At 32.6% G+C, this 17,301-nt stretch carries 12 protein-coding genes; 8 read left to right on the top strand and 4 right to left on the bottom strand.

Going from position 1 to position 17,301, the window contains the following annotated elements; genetic code table 11:
- Nucleotides 1–4 precede the first annotated feature (4 nt).
- The gene (locus IU405_RS04640; protein WP_197437444.1) at nucleotides 5–1,021 is read right to left on the bottom strand and encodes a sugar phosphate nucleotidyltransferase; all 1,017 of its coding nucleotides are present in this window, start codon (nucleotides 1,019–1,021) and stop codon (nucleotides 5–7) included.
- 246 nt (nucleotides 1,022–1,267) lie between these two features.
- Between IU405_RS04640 and IU405_RS04635 the strand changes: the two genes are divergently transcribed.
- Nucleotides 1,268–3,124: an ABC-F family ATP-binding cassette domain-containing protein gene (locus tag IU405_RS04635; protein ID WP_197437443.1), complete on the top strand. Its 1,857-nt coding sequence runs from the start codon at nucleotides 1,268–1,270 to the stop codon at nucleotides 3,122–3,124.
- Between the two features lie 83 nt (nucleotides 3,125–3,207).
- On the opposite strand, the gene IU405_RS04630 is transcribed toward IU405_RS04635, so the two are convergent.
- Both IU405_RS04630 and IU405_RS04625 read right to left on the bottom strand, forming a co-directional pair.
- On the bottom strand, nucleotides 3,208–4,671 hold the full coding sequence (locus tag IU405_RS04630; RefSeq protein ID WP_197437442.1) for an SLC13 family permease: 1,464 nt from the start codon (nucleotides 4,669–4,671) through the stop codon (nucleotides 3,208–3,210).
- A 15-nt stretch (nucleotides 4,672–4,686) separates the two neighbouring features.
- Nucleotides 4,687–5,622 carry a hypothetical protein gene (locus tag IU405_RS04625; RefSeq protein WP_197437441.1) on the bottom strand — a complete coding sequence of 312 codons (936 nt, stop codon included), beginning with the start codon at nucleotides 5,620–5,622 and terminating at the stop codon, nucleotides 4,687–4,689.
- A gap of 282 nt (nucleotides 5,623–5,904) precedes the next feature.
- Between IU405_RS04625 and IU405_RS04620 the strand changes: the two genes are divergently transcribed.
- The gene (locus IU405_RS04620) at nucleotides 5,905–6,978 is read left to right on the top strand and encodes a tartrate dehydrogenase (RefSeq protein ID WP_197437440.1); all 1,074 of its coding nucleotides are present in this window, start codon (nucleotides 5,905–5,907) and stop codon (nucleotides 6,976–6,978) included.
- A 48-nt stretch (nucleotides 6,979–7,026) separates the two neighbouring features.
- Here IU405_RS04620 and IU405_RS04615 read toward each other — a convergent pair whose 3' ends face one another.
- Nucleotides 7,027–8,109, bottom strand: a complete 1,083-nt coding sequence (locus tag IU405_RS04615) for a serine hydrolase domain-containing protein (protein ID WP_197437439.1) — start codon at nucleotides 8,107–8,109, stop codon at nucleotides 7,027–7,029.
- Nucleotides 8,110–8,237: 128 nt separating this feature from the next.
- Between IU405_RS04615 and IU405_RS04610 the strand changes: the two genes are divergently transcribed.
- From IU405_RS04610 to dcuC, 6 genes are all read left to right on the top strand, one after another.
- The gene (locus tag IU405_RS04610; protein WP_197437438.1) at nucleotides 8,238–9,734 is read left to right on the top strand and encodes a PLP-dependent aminotransferase family protein; all 1,497 of its coding nucleotides are present in this window, start codon (nucleotides 8,238–8,240) and stop codon (nucleotides 9,732–9,734) included.
- Nucleotides 9,735–9,853: 119 nt separating this feature from the next.
- Nucleotides 9,854–12,862, top strand: a complete 3,009-nt coding sequence (locus tag IU405_RS04605; protein ID WP_197437437.1) for a lamin tail domain-containing protein — start codon at nucleotides 9,854–9,856, stop codon at nucleotides 12,860–12,862.
- 28 nt (nucleotides 12,863–12,890) lie between these two features.
- A complete protein-coding gene (locus IU405_RS04600; RefSeq protein ID WP_197437436.1) occupies nucleotides 12,891–13,058 on the top strand; it encodes a hypothetical protein in 168 nt (55 codons plus the stop codon).
- Between the two features lie 97 nt (nucleotides 13,059–13,155).
- Entirely contained in the window at nucleotides 13,156–14,832 is a 1,677-nt protein-coding gene (locus IU405_RS04595; protein WP_197437435.1) for a lamin tail domain-containing protein, read from the top strand.
- Between the two features lie 76 nt (nucleotides 14,833–14,908).
- Complete coding sequence (locus tag IU405_RS04590) at nucleotides 14,909–15,916, top strand: lamin tail domain-containing protein (RefSeq protein WP_197437434.1); 1,008 nt, start codon at nucleotides 14,909–14,911, stop codon at nucleotides 15,914–15,916.
- A gap of 15 nt (nucleotides 15,917–15,931) precedes the next feature.
- Nucleotides 15,932–17,293: a C4-dicarboxylate transporter DcuC gene (gene dcuC, locus IU405_RS04585; RefSeq protein ID WP_197437433.1), complete on the top strand. Its 1,362-nt coding sequence runs from the start codon at nucleotides 15,932–15,934 to the stop codon at nucleotides 17,291–17,293.
- Nucleotides 17,294–17,301 lie beyond the last annotated feature (8 nt).

Here is a 17,301-nt window from a genome sequence, read left to right as displayed (position 1 = left end):
TTTTTTATGTCAATTCTGTATAATCTCCAATACTTACAGAGGTAAATTTTCCATTAAAAATAGCATGATTTCCAATCATCGCGTTGTCTAAATTCGCATTTAAAATAGTTACATTACTTTGTAGTAACGAATTTTCGATGATAGAATTGTTTACAACACTATTTGCTCCCAAAGAAACAAAAGGACCAATTTTTGAATTGTTCAACACCACATTTTTACCAATAAAACAAGGCTGAATGATTTCTGAATTGTTCAAAACTACATCTTCTGAAACCAAATTATTTCCTTCAGCATATTCAAAACCTAGCACTTGCTTATTTGTATCAACTGTTGGGTCTTTTTTGCCACAATCCATCCAAGCAGAAACAGTTCCTGGAATAAATTTGGCACCTTGTTGTTTTAAAGATTCCAACACATTTGTTAGTTGATATTCGTTGTTTTCACGCAAATCATTGTCAATCAAATATTGAATTTCCTCCAATAATTTTTCACCACTTTTGAAAAAATAAATCCCAATAATTGCCAAATCAGAGACAAAATCTTTCGGTTTTTCAACAAAATCTGTGATAAAACCATCTTGTAATTTCACCACACCAAACGCACTTGGATTGTCCACTTTACTTACCCAAATGGCACCATCAGCATTGGTATCTAAGGTAAAATCTGCTTTGAAAAGTGTGTCTGCATACGCTACAACACAAGGGCCACTCAACGATTCTTTGGCGCAATAAATGGCATGCGCAGTTCCCATTGCTTCTTCTTGCACATAGACACTTCCTTTTGCACCTAATTCTGATGCAATTTTCAACAATTTTTGTTCAGTATCTGCAGGAAAACCTTTTGCTGTTGGACCAATAATAAAAGCAATTTCATCAATTTTTTGATTGATGACACTTGCAATATCTTCTACCAAACGTTGAACAATTGGTTTGCCAGCAATCACAGTTAGCGGTTTTGGAACAGTCAATGTATGGGGTCTTAAACGAGAACCAATACCAGCCATAGGAACGATTATTTTCATGTATTTATTTGTTTCAAATTTGATGCAAGATACTATTTATTGATAGATACAAAAAATACTTTTTAGAGAATAAACTTTCAATAAAACCGCAAAGACGCTAAGTTTTCGCAAAGTTCCCAATGTAAAAAGAAAATCACTTTGAGTCTTTTTGCCTCAGCGATTCAAAGAGAGTAAATTACTTTGCGTCTTTGCGTCTTTGCGGTTAATCCGCTCAATTTTTCGTTTCTTTGCTGAAAATTTCAAAAAGTGAACTATTTATCTGTAGAAAATATCTCCAAATCGTATGGAGAGCGTGTGTTGTTTGAAGACATTTCATTTGGTATCAATAAAGACCAAAAAGTAGCTTTTGTAGCAAAAAATGGCAGTGGAAAAACGTCTATTTTAAATATTATTGCAGGATTAGACACGCCTGATTCAGGGCAAATTGTCACCAGAAAAGAAATTTCGATGGCATATTTATCTCAAAATGATGAGTTAAATCCAGATTTGACCATTGAAGAAACCATTTTTGCGACCGAAAATAAAATTCTTTCTATTGTAAATCAATATGAAAAAGCGTTGAAAAACTTGGATGACACTGATGCTTATCAAGCAGCTTTTGAGTTGATGGAGCAATACAATGCGTGGGATTTTGAAACACAATACACGCAAATTTTATCAAAATTAAAAATCGAAGATTTAAGTCAAAAAGTTTCTTCGCTTTCTGGTGGACAAAAAAAACGGGTTTCATTGGCAATTGTGTTGATTCACAAACCCGACTTTTTGATTTTAGATGAACCCACAAATCACCTCGATTTAGAGATGATAGAATGGTTGGAAGCTTATTTTGCCAAAGAAAAAATCACCCTTTTTATGGTTACTCACGATCGTTATTTTTTGGAACGTGTGTGCAATGAAATCATAGAATTGGATGAAGGAAAAATATATAAATACAAAGGTAATTACTCTTACTATCTAGAAAAAAAAGAAGAACGTATTCAATTAGAACAAGTTACCACTGAAAAAGCGAAAAATTTGTTCAAAAAAGAATTGGATTGGATGCGCAGGCAACCCAAAGCTAGAACCACAAAATCCAAATCGCGTATTGATGATTTTTACCAAATCAAAGAAAAAGCGCAACAACGAAGAACGGAACATAAAGTGCAATTGGAAATCAATATGGAACGTTTGGGAAGTAAGATTTTGGAATTGCATAAACTGAAAAAATCCTATGGAGAAAAGAAAATTTTAGATGGATTTGAGTATGTTTTTAAACGCGGAGAACGTATAGGAATTATTGGAAAAAACGGCACTGGAAAATCTTCTTTTTTGAATATTATTACTGAAAAAAATCCAGTAGATGCTGGCACAGTAATGGTTGGAGAAACTATCAAATTTGGCTATTATTCACAATCTGGAATTGTGATTAAAGAAGGACAAAAAGTCATTGAAGTGATCAAAGAATTTGGAGAATACATACCACTTACAAAAGGACAAAAAATTTCAGCATCACAATTGTTAGAACGCTTTTTATTCGATAAAAAAAAGCAATATGATTTTGTTGAAAAACTTTCAGGAGGAGAGCAAAAACGCTTGTATTTGTGTGCAGTTTTGATACAAAATCCAAACTTTTTGATTTTGGATGAGCCCACAAACGATTTGGATGTAGTTACCCTAAATGTGTTAGAAAATTTCCTATTGGATTATCCTGGCAATTTATTGGTGGTTTCTCACGATCGTTATTTTATGGATAAGATTGTAGATGCTCTTTTTGTGTTTAGAGGTGAAGGAGTTGTAGAAACTTTTCCAGGAAATTACTCCGATTTTAGAGCGTATGAAGATTCAACTCCGAAAGAAAAAGTGGAGAAAAATCCGATTGAAAAAACGGTAAAAGAACCTTCAAAAAACACATTGAATTCTCAAGAAAAAAGAGAATTTGGAGCCTTGGAAGTGGAAATAGAACGCCTTCAAAACAGAAAAACTACCATTGAAAACCAGTTTTTGAATTTCGAAATTACACCTGATGAAATTCAAAAAAAATCGGAAGAATTACAAGAAATTATTACTTCTTTAGAAGAAAAAGAAGAACGCTGGTTGGAGCTTTCTATGAAATTGGAAGGGTAAAAGCCTCCCCCAACCCCTCCAAAGGAGGGGAGTAGAACTAACTGCAAAAAAAAATGACTTTTTAGTTAAAAATCCTAAACGTATTATTTTTTTAACGCTGTAATTTCTGGTAAATCCCAAATGACTGGCAATAAATAGTAGACAAAAAAGGTAACTAAAAGAATGGATATAAGGTTTAAAACAAACCCTTTTTTTACCATATCTTCAATTTTTAAATATCCTGAACCAAAAACCACTGCATTTGGAGGTGTGGCCACTGGCAACATAAAGGCACATGAAGCTGCCAATGTTGCGCCAATCAATAAATAAAAAGGATGCAAACCAAGTGCAGCTGCCAATGAAACTAATACTGGCAATAACATTGCTGTAGTGGCTAAATTTGACGTAATTTCTGTCAAAAAGTTCACAGAAGCTACTAAAATCAAGAGTAAAATCAATAGTGAAAATGATTCTAAAGAAGTCATTTGATGACCAATCCAAACTGCCAAACCACTCGTTTCAAAACCCAAAGCCAACGCCATTCCACCACCAAAAAGCAACACAATTCCCCAAGGTAATTTTACAGCATCTTCCCAGGCCATTAATTTGACGCTTTTATTTTTTGAGGGTACAATGAATAACAGAATTGCGAAGAAAATTGCAATAATGGTATCATCAATTGTTGGAATAAAACTTTCTAATAAAAAAGATCGTGTAATCCAAGAAAAAGCGGTCAATAAAAAAACTAAAAAAACGGCTTTCTCTTCATAAGAAATAGGCCCCAATTCTTGCAATTGCTTTTTAATTTCTTGTCTTCCACCAGGAAATTCTTTTTGCTTGAATTGAAAAGCAAATCGTGTTAAATAGATCCAACATAAAAATAATAGTATGATTGCTATTGGAAATCCAAAAATAAACCACTGAAAAAAGGTGATTTCAATATCATACGTTTGTTTGATGACACCTGCCAACACCAAATTTGGAGGCGTTCCAATCAAGGTTGAAATTCCGCCAATAGAAGCGCTATATGCAATTGCCAACATTAAGGCTTTTCCGAAAATCATGTTTTCGTTTTCACTTGTAGCAGGATTGTCTTTTAACTGCGAAACAATGGCCATTCCAACTGGTAAAATCATGACTGCAGATGCCGTATTTGAAATCCACATGGATAAAAAAGCAGTCGCAATCATAAATCCTAAAATGATAAAATTGACATTGGTACCTACAATTTTGATGATGGTTAAAGCAATTCTTTTATGCAATTTCCATTTTTCGATGGCGATTGCTAAAATAAATCCACCAATATAAAGAAATACATATTTGTGACCGTAAGAAGCTGTAGTTTCATTGAGACCCAAACCTCCAGATAATGGAAAAAGAATGATTGGTAATAACGCTGTTACTGCAATCGGAATTGCTTCTGTGATCCACCAAATGGCAATCCAAACTGCACTACCAAGTATGGCATTTGCTTCTACTGATAATCCTTCAGGATGAAAAAAATACTTGATTATGATAAAACTTAAAGGACCAAGTAGTAGGCCAATATTTTGCTTTGTTAACTTCATATATTACTTTTTTACTTACTTAAAAATTAAATCTGCTGCATTTTTTGATGCAATAACATAGTTGTGATCTACTCCTTTATTGATGTATAATTGCCATTGAAATTGCAACTTATTTGAATCTGCTATTTCTGAAGCCTCATCAAAAAAATACACTGCTCTATCAAATCTATGCAATCCTTGTGCATCTGCAAATTGATTGTGTCTTAATCCAGATGAATTTGGGTCATTGTCTAAATCTCCAATTTGAATCATCAATTTTTTTTGAAATAAATTTGATAAAGATATTGTTTCTAATGGTGAATCTTTATATCCATAAGGGAATGAAATAGTAAATCCTGGAACTGTGTACCAACCTGAAGCAGATGCAACCACTTTATCAAAACGTGCATTTGTTTTAAACATGACAAAACGATGTGCAAATTGTGCACCTGCTGAATGTCCAAAAATATGATATTTCTCAGAAGTATTGTGAATGCTTTGTTTAACAAAATCAAATAAAGGTTCTATTACAGAAAACGTCCATTCACTTTCAGGATTCAAAGTTGATGCAGAAGGATTATCACCATCTATAAAAACATTTCCAAGATTAAAACTATCACCATCAGGAAAATTAGCTACTGAAAACTCAGGAGTAATGACAATAAAATTATGCTGAGTAGCTTTTGAAATCATTGCATCTCTATAATCTTTTGCATTTCTTCCTGTGCCATGAAAAACAAATAAAATGGAAGTATTTGAATTGGTATTTGCAGGAATATAGTAGTAGACATTCATCACTTTATTTGCAAAAGGAGCATACCCTGAATATTTAAAAAAACCCTCACCAACAGTATTTTCAGTTAGAATTTCTGGTTCATCCAAAAATGAATTTGAAACATCAGCGCATGTCATCAAAAAAAATGATATGAATAAAACCAAAATGATGCTTGCAGCTGAAGCTAAATTTTTCATGAGGTAAATTAAGGACAGTTCTTGCTATTTTAAGAATACCAATTTTTATAAATAATTAATACCAATTAATGATTTATTGTTTTATATATATCTGAAACACTAGCAAAATCAGAAAAATATATACTACAAACCATTAAAAACCTTTTAAAACAAACTACTAAAGTGTAAAAGTAGCCTTAAAGATTAAAATCGGATCATTCAATTGGTATTTAATTTATTTTGTATTTGGTATTTTTTTAATAAAAGCATCCCATTACATTTGGAACAAAAAATAGACAAAAAATGAACAAATATGAAATAGCAGTAGTACCTGGAGATGGTATTGGAAATGAAGTAATACCAGCTTCTATAAAAGTACTTGATGTTTTAGCAGTTACATTTGGATTTCAACTTGCCTATAAACACTACGATTATTCTTGCAAAAATTTTGCAAAAGTAGGTAAAATGATGCCAGATGATGGTTTAGAGAAATTGCGTGATTGTGACTCAATTTTTTTAGGAGCTGTAGGGTATCCTGGGGTTCCTGACCATATTTCGCTTTGGGGTTTGTTAATTCCAATTCGAAGAGCTTTTGATCAATATATAAATTTACGCCCTGTTAGACTCTTGAAAGGTGTAGATTCTCCTTTAAAAAATATTGGAAATGTTGATTATATGATTGTTAGAGAAAATAGCGAAGGCGAATACTCGAATATTGGAGGAAGATTTAATGAAGGCACTGAGAATGAAATGGTAAAACAAGAAAGTATTTTTACCAAAAAAGGTGTTGATAGGGTAATGAAATATGCCTTTGAGTTGGCGCAAAAAAGAAACAATAAAATAACAAGCGCAACAAAATCAAATGGTATTATACACACTATGACGTATTGGGATGAACGTTTTAAAGAAATTGGAACAGCCTACCCAAATGTTGAAAAAAACCAATTTCATATTGATATTTTATGTGCGCATTTTGTTCAGCATCCTGAATGGTTTGATGTGGTTGTTGCTAGTAACTTATTTGGGGATATTCTGTCTGATTTAGGACCTGCTGTTGTTGGTGGAATTGGTATTGCTGCTGGAGGAAATATTAATCCAGAAAAAATATTTCCAAGTATGTTTGAGCCTGTGCATGGAAGCGCACCAGATATTGCTGGTAAAAATATTGCAAATCCTATTGCTTGTTTTTGGACAGGTGCAATGATGTTAGCGCATTTAGGAGAACTTGAAGCAGCAAAATTATTAATGGATGCTATTGAAACACTTACCTTTTCTAGAAAAGTTTTAACAAGAGATTTGGGAGGTACTGCAACAACTACTGAAGTAACCAATGAACTCATAAACATTATAAAAAATAATAGTTTCATTAAAATTTAATGAAACTATTATATGAATTTTAACCTTAAAATTTTTAGAATAGCAGCCTTATTTTATCTTAGAATCAAAAACAAGCTGCAACGTTTTTTCTAAATCGTCTTTGTTGTATTGGTACTTTTTTTCTGTATTTACCCTATGAACAATTACCATTTTTGAATCTGGATAAATTGCCAATATTTGCATTTCAAGACCTGTATGATAAAAAGACAAAACATCCTTGCCATTTTCAGCTAATTTTAATCGCCATAACATGCCATAAGCAATCCCCTTTTTATCATCAATTATTGAATAGGGTTTTTTACTAATGTTTATCCACTCTTTTGATACTATTTGTTGCCCATTCCAAACACCATCATTTAAATAAAGCTGTCCCAAAAGCGCTAAATCACGACTTGACATTCTAAAATGATATGCAGGATATTTTGACTTGCTTTTTTGATGTTTATAATAGCCATCAACTTCAGAAACATCTTCATTTTCGTTAGCATCTCCATCAATATTTTTATACAATCCTTTATAATCTCTCATTCCTAAAGGTATTGCAATCTGATTTAAAAATAATTGATAAATAGTTTTACCAGTTTGTTTTTCGAGGATTGCTCCTAAAGTATTAAAATCCCAATTATTGTAAAAATAATGCTCTCCAGGTTTGAATGAATTTCTTTTTGGAAGGTTTTTTATCATGTTTTTAGTCATTGCAGATGACAAATGATAAACGCCAGATTTTGATTTTAACAAATCTGCTATTCTTGCAGATAATTCCAATTCAGATAATTCAGGATGAATATCTTGCAATCCTAAATCCTTTAGTGTCATTGAAGTATCAATTTTTTTTTGATCAACTGCGATTCCTAATAAAGCGTGAATTAGTGGTTTTCTGATGGAATGTATAACGTGTTTTTCATCGGTATTTCCCCAATCAAAAACAACCTTTCCATCCAACATTATCATCATAGAAGATGCACCACTTTTTTTTAAAAAATCTCTTAATGTATCTAATTTACTAATTGAATATCCTTTTGTTTCTTTAAAAGAAGTGATACCATTTTGTGGCACTATTCTATAACCACTTGTAAGTATAATTGCAAAACCAACAAGCAAAAGTGTTTTTATAAATTTGAATTTTTTCATGTTTTATTGTTTACTTTAAAAAAGCTACTCGTAAAATTCATTTTTAAAATGTGTTTTAACATCATAAAAAATAAACAATAAAGTACGTTTAATTTTTAGTACTTTAGCAATACCAATTTTTTTAAAAAATGAATACCAATTATGCTTTTACTATTGAAAGAATTAAGAAATCTTTAGAAAAACAGCAAAAAAAACCTCATAAGAATAAATACATTCTACTTTATAAGGCCATTAAAGATTGTATAAAAACGATTGAATTGCCTCATGATTGGGCTTTACCATCAACCAGAATATTGGCTGATGAGTTGGCAATTTCTAGAACAACTGTTTTAAAATCATACGAATTATTACAACTCGAAAAACTAATTGTATCTAAAACTGGCTCTGGATTTAAAATAAATTATGATATTTCCGATAAAAAAGACACAGAAACAACGCAACAACCAATTGATACTGATAGATATCCTGAAATTTCTAGCCAAGGAAAATCGTTTTTAACTATTTTTTCAGAATACAATAGATCCATGGGAACAAGTGTTGCATTTAGACCAGGACTTCCTCCTTTAGACATCTTTCCAATCAATCAATGGAAAAATTTATTGAATAGTTATTGGCGATTTGTAAAATCATCAAACTTATCTTATGAGCGCTCAACAGGTATTGATCCTCTAAAAAAAAGCATTAGTAATTACTTAAATATTAGCAGAAATATTAAGTGCGATTACAATCAAATTATGGTTGTTTCTGGCTCTTTACAATCACTATATTTAATTGGAAATGTTTTATTAGATAAAGGAGATAATGTAATCATAGAAGATCCTGCTTTTCCAAATGTGCATTTTTTATTTAAAAGTATTCAAGCAAATTTACTGCCTGTAACAACTGACGAAAACGGAATTAACATGCATAAAATGAATGATTTAAATCATTTAAATCCGAAGTTAGTTCACGTAACTCCATCCAATCATTATCCTTTAGGAACAAAAATGAGCCTCACTAGAAGAAAAGAACTTTTGGCCTGGGCATCACAAAACAAAGCGTTTATTATTGAAAATGATTACGAAAATGAAGTAGCAAATCACTTTAATAAAATTCCGAGTATTTACAGTTTAGACACCGAAGATCGTACTATTTATATGGGAACTTTTAATCGATTATTGCATCCTTCAATACGTTTGGGATATATGATTGTTCCAAAATACTTAATTAAAGCTGTAGAAGCTTTGCAAGAATTTTCGCATCGTTTTGTGTCACCTTCAGTGCAAATGGTTATGAGTGAATTTATTGAGCGTAATTATTTGTACCAACATTTAAAAAACGTCATTGAAGTTGCACAAGAAAGACAAGCGCTTTTTCTCTCGGAATTTAATAAAAGTGATAACATGGTTATTCATAATCAACATTTTTCTAGTTTGCACATGGTAGCAAATTTTAGGAAAACAATTTCCCAAAAAGAAGAAGCCCTCATAATTAAAAAATTAAAAGATGCCGAAATTACAACACACTCTTTAAGCAAGTGTTTTATTCAGCATCAAAGACAGCAGGGTCTTATTTTAGGATTCTCCTCTGTAAGGCCAGGAATGCTTGAAAAAAAGGTAAAACAACTTGTACATATTGTTGGCTAAATTTCTAAAATAAAATTGGTATTAATAATTTTATTTAATTGGTATCTATTGTAACGTGCTGTTTCATATAATTTTATGGGATATTTCATCGCTAAAATTAATTTAATCAACTTATTACTATGAAACAATTTTACTTTTTATTGATTACGATACTGTTTTCATCATTTTCTTTTGGTCAAACTCTATTAAATGAAAATTTTGATTATGGAGCTACTCCAGGAGACCTAACAACAATAACTACTAATTGGACAGGTTTTTCTGGTACAGGACCAATTGGATACATTTCAACTAGTTTATCAATGACAGATTATCCTTCCTCTGGAATAGGAGGTTCTGTAACTATTGATGATGTGTCAGAAGATGCTGAAAGAAGTTTTACTGCAGTTACTTCTGGTGTCGTATACGCAAGCGCATTGTTCAATGCTAGTAGTGTCTCTTCAGGTGCAAATGGAACTTATTTTTTTACTTTAAGACAAGGAAGTGGTTATCACTCATTAATTTACACTAAAACAGATGGATCTGGTGGAATGGTTTTTGGCGTTAGAGAAACAACTTCAGATAGTGCTGGCACTATTTTTGGATCAACCTCTTTTGCATTAAACACTACCTATTTATTAGTTTTAAAGTATGATTTTACAGCAGGTGCAACATCATTATATGTACTTCCTGCTATATCTTTAACAGAGCCTGTTACTGCTGAAGTATCAACAAATTCAGGTACAGATGCAACTTCATTAGGAGGTGTTGCATTTCGACAAGCAACAGGAGGGCCAAATGCAACAATAGATGGAATCAGAGTTGGTACAAGCTGGGCTGGTATTATGGTGGCTTCAGAGTTAGTACTTGGCGAAGTAACTACAACGTGTAATTCAAGAGGTTCTGGAGATACAGATGATACATATAATGCAACTATTGATTTTATTGGAGGTTTAAATGGCAACGATTTTGTGCTAACTACAAATGCTGGAACTATTGGTGGAGATTCGCCAACATCTTCTTCAACTGGTACAATAACAATTTCAAATATACCAGAAGGAACTGATATTACTTTTACTGCTAGTGATACAGCTGATGGTGGAACAACAAGTAAAACAAAAAACATAGATAGTCCTGCATGTATTCCATTAGTAATGAATGAAATATTTTATGATGTTACTGGTGGAGATGTTGGAGATGCAAATGGTGATGGACTTAGAGATGCAGGTGATGACGAATTTATAGAGTTTGTGAACACTTCAGGTGCTCCTCTAGATATTTCTGGATATAAAATTTATGTAACCAATGCAGAACCAAGACATGTATTTCCTTCTGGTAGTATTATTCCTGCAAATGGCTATTTAGTGGTTTTTGGTGATGTTACACCTACAGGGAGTTTTGGTGGTGCCATAGTTCAAGTTGCTTCTACAAATGCTCTTGGTTTGATAAATAGTGGCGTAATTATAAATGTTACAAATTCAAATGATGATGTAATTGAGACCTATGATTATACTTCTTTTGGTAGCAATCCAGATCAATCCATTACCAGAAATCCAAAAGCAACAGGAGATTTTGTTTTACATAGTTCTGTTGTTGGTGGAAATCCATATTTTTCTCCAGGTTTAGATGCTGATAAAATTACAATTTGGACAGGCGCAGTTGATACTGATTGGGATACTGCAGGAAACTGGGATAATGGAGTGTCAACCTCAAGCATGTCTGCAATTATTAAAGATGTTGCTTCATACCCAATTGCTGCTGGTGCTGTAAATGTTGCATATTTAGATATTAAAGCGAATGCATCTGTAACTATAAATGGTGCTGTAACAAACTCAAATCCAATAACTCTTTATTCTGGTGCAACTTTAATTGCTCAAACAAGTGTATCTGGCTCTGTAACCTACAAAAGAAACTTACCTACAACAGATAGTTGGTACCTGGTATCAAGTCCAGTTGCTGGAGAAACTATTGAAGATTTAATTGCAAATCACACTTTTGCTACAGGAACACCACCTAATATTGGTTTTTCTACATTTAACAATACTGGTGCTGCTTGGACTTATGCTACAGATGCTTTAACTGGAAGCGTTATGAATGGTAAAGGATATTCAGTAAGACTAGCAAGTCCTGGAGATATTAGTTTTACAGGTACAGCAAATACATCTGATGTTACTTTTCCTTTAACACAAGGAACAAACAATTATAACTTAGTAGGGAATCCTTTTACTTCATTTATTAATAGCACTACTTTTTTAACAAACGAAGCTGCAAATGTAGAGTTGACTTTTTGGATGTGGAACGGAACTAGCTATGATACAAGAACAACTGGAACAAGTCCTAATTTTAAAATCGCCCCAGGACAAGCGTTTTTTGTTGAAGCAAAAACAACTAACAATGTAACTTTTACAGAGGCATTGCAATCGCATGAAGCTGCTGACACTTTTCAAAAATCAACCAATACAAGTCCAGAAGTAAAACTATTAGTATCTGAAGGCTCTCAATCACGAAAATTAGAAGTATTCTATATTGAAGGAACTACAAAAGGTTTTGACAATGGTTTTGATGGGAAAATGTTTGGTGGAGTTACTGACAACTTCTCAATATTTTCAGAATTAGTATCAGAAAATGTTGGTGTAAAATATGCAATTCAATCCTTACCAAACTCAGATTTAGAAACGATGATCGTTCCTGTTGGTATAAAAGCAGCTGCTGGAAAAGAAATCACCTTTACTGCTGATGCTATGAATTTACCTGGAGATACTAAAGTGTTTTTAGAAGATAGATTGACAAATATCATTACACGTTTAGACGAAGCAAATTCATCATACAAAGTAACTTTAAATGATGCTTTAAACGGAACAGGACGTTTCTTTTTACACACAAAAGCATCAGGAGTATTGAGCACTGATGAAGTTGCTTTACAAAACACAAGTATTTACGCAATCAACAACAGTACCTTGAGGGTTGTAGGCTTACCTTCAGGAAATGCGAATGTAAAAATGTACACCATTTTAGGAAAACAAGTGATGCAAACTTCTTTTAGTTCAACAGGAGTGAAAGACATTTCATTGCCAAAATTAGCAACAGGAATGTATATCATTCAGTTAGAAACCGCTACTGGCAAATTGAACAAAAAAATCGTTTTAGAATAATATCAATCACTTAAAAATAATATATCTCATGAAAAATCAAGATACAAACTCAGAAGAAATCACAAGAAAAGAGGCAATCAAAAAAATAGGAAACTATGGTAAATATGCAGCGTTAACTGCACTTGGAACGTATCTTATTTTAAATCCACAAAAAGCACAAGCGCAAAGCCCAGCTGCACCTGGTGACGGATTTTAGTAAAAACCCAAAACACCTAAACATATAAAATATGTTTAGGTGTTTCATCATTTAAGTAATTAAATTATTTTATAACTATTAAATCTTTTTAAAAATCATGAAAAAAATCTACTTTTTATTTTTATTAATGCTAGTTTCATTTAACAGTTTTTCACAAAATCCTGGTGATATTGTAATCACGGAAATTATGAAAGATCCTGTTACAATTAGCGATGATTATGGTGAGTGGTTTGAAGTACACAATACCACTGGCGCACCTATTGATTTATTAAACTGGGTCATAAGAGATCAACCAGGAACTTCACAAAATAGTGTAACTATAACAAGTTCAGTTATTGTACCTGCTGGCGGATACATAACACTTGGTAGAGGTGGTGTAACTGACACCGCAAGTCCAGAATTTAATGGAGGAATTACACACGCTTATGTTTATGACTTTGCTTTTTTGATGGCAAATGGTGATGATGAAGTTATTTTAGAGCGACCAGATGGTCAAGGTGGCTTTATTGTTATAGACGAAGTTTTTTACACGGATGCTAATTTTCCTGATACCACTGGAGCAAGTATGCAGTTAGATTCTGCTTTATTATCTGGTGATAATAATTCTGGCAATAGTTGGTGTGTATCAACAACAGTATATGACGCAACAAATAATAACAAAGGCACACCTGGCGCTGCAAACAATGCTTGTGCACCAACTTGTCAAGTATCATTAGGATCTCAAACAGCTACTTGCGATGCTCAAACATCAGGTGTAGACACCTACAATGTTTCTTTATCGTATACAGGTGCAGGAAATACAACTTTTATAGTTACTACAACTGTAGGAACAATTGGTGGAGATAACCCTACTAATGTTGCAGACGGAACTATTACAATTACAGGAATTCCAGAAGGAACAGATATTACTATTACTTTAAATGATACAGCTGGAGGTGGTGTTTGCTCACTATCTAGAAACGTAACTAGTCCTGTGTGTTTACCAACTGGAACTGTAGATTTAGAATTAAAGGGAGTTCTTGATTTTGGTCTTGGAGCTTCTGATGGGAAAGCAATTCATTTAGTTGCAACAGCAGATATCGCTGATTTAAGTGTGTATGGTTTAGGAAGCGCAAACAATGGTGGTGGTACTGATGGACAAGAATATACATTCCCTGCTCAGGCTGTTACTAATGGTAGTCATATTTTACTTGTAAGAAATGCAGCAGCAATGGGAACTTATTTAACTACTGCAGGAATAAATTTGTTTACTGTAGTAATTGTAAACCCTGGAAGTTCAGCAACTGACGGAAATGGTAATGATGCTGTAGAATTATTTAAAAATGGTTCTGTTGTAGAAACTTTTGGTGATATTAATGATGCAGTAGCAACATCTTGGAATTATGAAGACTCTTGGGCTTATAAATCAACTCCTGGTGCTGTTTGGCCTTCAGGATGGGTTTACGGAGTTGTAAATTGTACAGATAATACTGCAACAATTTTTGATTCTACTTGTATTTATCCTTTTGTTTCATCTTTATCTACTGAAAATAACTCCTTAGAAAATATTGGCATATACCCAAACCCAGTAACTAGAGCTAATAAATTTGTGACAATAACTTCTAAATCATCAGAAAAAATGGATGTTGTTATATACAATATTCTAGGTAAAGAAGTAAATAAACAAACAGTTACTAATCATCAAATAGATATTTCAGGCCTTAAAAAGGGATTTTATTTACTAAAGATTTCACAGCTAAATAGTGTTACAACCAAAAAAATACTGATAGAATAACACCCAAAAATAATTAAGTAAAGTGGTTTTTTACATACCAAAAAACCACTTTTTTAACTGAATAAATTCAAATAAAATGAAGAAATTAAGCTATTTCATTAACATAGTTCCTGTATTAATTCTAGGTATTTTTACAAATGTTTCATGCACCACAGAAGATATTCTACCAACAATAGAGTTCTCTGTTTCTAACTCAAGTTTGAGCGAAAATGGTGGTAGTGTAACGCTTTCTGTAAATTTGAATACTACTTTATCAAATGCAAAAGCAATTCCATTTACGGTTACAGGTACTGCAACTTTAAATACTGATTATTCCCTTTCATCAACTGAAATAATAATACCTGCAGGAAGTAATTCTGGTAATATTACAATTTCAAGCATTCAGGATGTTTTAATAGAAGGAAATGAAACCATCGTTTTTAGTATTGCAAACAATTCAGATTTCTATGCAATTTCAGGTACTTTTATTGAAATAAATATTGCTGATGATGATGTTGATACAGATGGAGATGGCGTTTTTGATTCAGAAGATTTATGCCCAAATGAAGCTGGTGACATTTTAAACAATGGCTGTCCTTTTTTAGGTTTTTTAATCAATGAAGTATTGTACGATCCTGCTACAAATATAAGTGGTGATGCAAATGGTGATGGAATAAGAGACGCAAATAATGATGAATTTATCGAATTTTTTAATTCTGGTCCAGCATTAGATATTTCTGGTTATACTATTTCAGATGCTGATAGAGTAAGACATATTTTTCCTTCAGGAACAATAGTTCCTTTAAACGGAGTAATTGTTGTTTTTGGTGGAGGAACTCCAACAGGTACTTTTGGCGGAGCAATTGTACAAACTAGTTCAGAAGCCGTTTTAAATATGAATAATGCTGGCGATATCATGACTGTTAGAGATGCTTCAGGAAATGTAGTCGTAATTTTTGATATTAATGGTTTAGATGGAAATCCAGATGAATCATACACTAGAAACCCTGATGTAACAGGCAGTTTTCAATTACATTCCACTATTACATCCGCAAATGGAAAAGCATATACTCCAGGAACAAAATTAAATGGAACCTCATTTTAAACAGTCAAAAAACACATGAATTATATAGGTGTACTATTATCAGTTGTTTTTGTAGGGGTTGTTGCTAGGCTTTTGTTAAAAAAGTACAATCCACATGCCGTTTTATTAATTGCAGGTCTCGCCATGTTGCTGATTTCATTGCTTTTAAAAAACGATTTACCACCTTTAAAAAATCCAACAGGTTTCTCGGGATTTGATTTGTTTGCTTTCATTAAAGAATCTTTCAGTAGCACAAATGCTGGCGTTGGATTAATGATTATGGCAATTGGTGGTTTTGTAGCATATATTGATAAAATAGGCGCATCTAACGCCTTAGTGTACGTAGCTATGAAACCTTTAAATCTCTTTAAAAAACATCCTTACATTGCAGCTTCGTTAGTGATTCCTATTGGACAAATATTATTTATTGCCATTCCTTCAGCAGCTGGATTGTCATTATTATTAATGGCTTCTTTATTTCCAATATTAGTAAATTTAGGTGTTAGTAAAATTTCTGCTGCTTCAGTAATCACTGCAACCACTGCGTTTGCTTTGGGGCCAGCATCTGCAATTACCGCAAGTGCAAGTGCTATTATTGGTCTAGAATCTATCAATTATTTTGTAAATCACCAAATAGTTTTGGCTGCTCCTTTGAGTATTTCAATGATGATTACTTACTATTTTGTAAATAAATATTATGATAAAAAAAATAATTTCGAAAAATCAGATTTAGAAGAAATAAAACAAGAAATTCAAGTTCCAGTGATTTATGCAATTATACCAATCTTGCCCATTATTTTATTAATTGTATTCTCTGAAATCTTTAGTCTTTTTCCATCTCCAATAAAATTAGACACAACCACAGCAATGTTTATTAGTTTATTTGTGGCGCTACTTTTTGAATTGATACGAATAAAAAATATAAAAGAGGTTTTTGAATCTTTAAAAATATTTTGGAATGGAATGGGAAATATTTTTAAAACCGTTGTTACACTAATTATTGCTGCTGATATTTTTGCACAAGGTCTTATTAGTTTAGGTTTTATTGATGGACTCATTTCTTTAACTCAAAATATTGGTTTCAATGCTACAGGAATTGGAATTGTAATGGCGGTGATGATATTCTTAGCTTCTATATTAATGGGAAGTGGAAATGCTTCGTTTTTTGCTTTTGGACCGTTAGTTCCTAAAATTGCGAAAACATTGGGTGTTGAAAGCACTATCATGATTTTACCCATGCAACTTTCAGCTTCTATGGGTAGAACTGTTTCACCTGTTGCAGGCCTTATAATTGCCGTTTCAGAAATTGCAGGAGTAACCACTTTACAAATAGTAAAAAGAAATGTCATTCCATTAACGGTAGCATTGGTGATAATGCTAATTTTTCACTTTATATAACAAATCAT

The organism is Polaribacter sp. BAL334, assembly GCF_015767435.1.
In the GTDB taxonomy this organism is placed as follows: domain Bacteria; phylum Bacteroidota; class Bacteroidia; order Flavobacteriales; family Flavobacteriaceae; genus Polaribacter.
The sequence above is the reverse complement of the archived record's forward strand: the minus strand, read 5'-3'. Positions and strand labels throughout refer to the sequence as shown.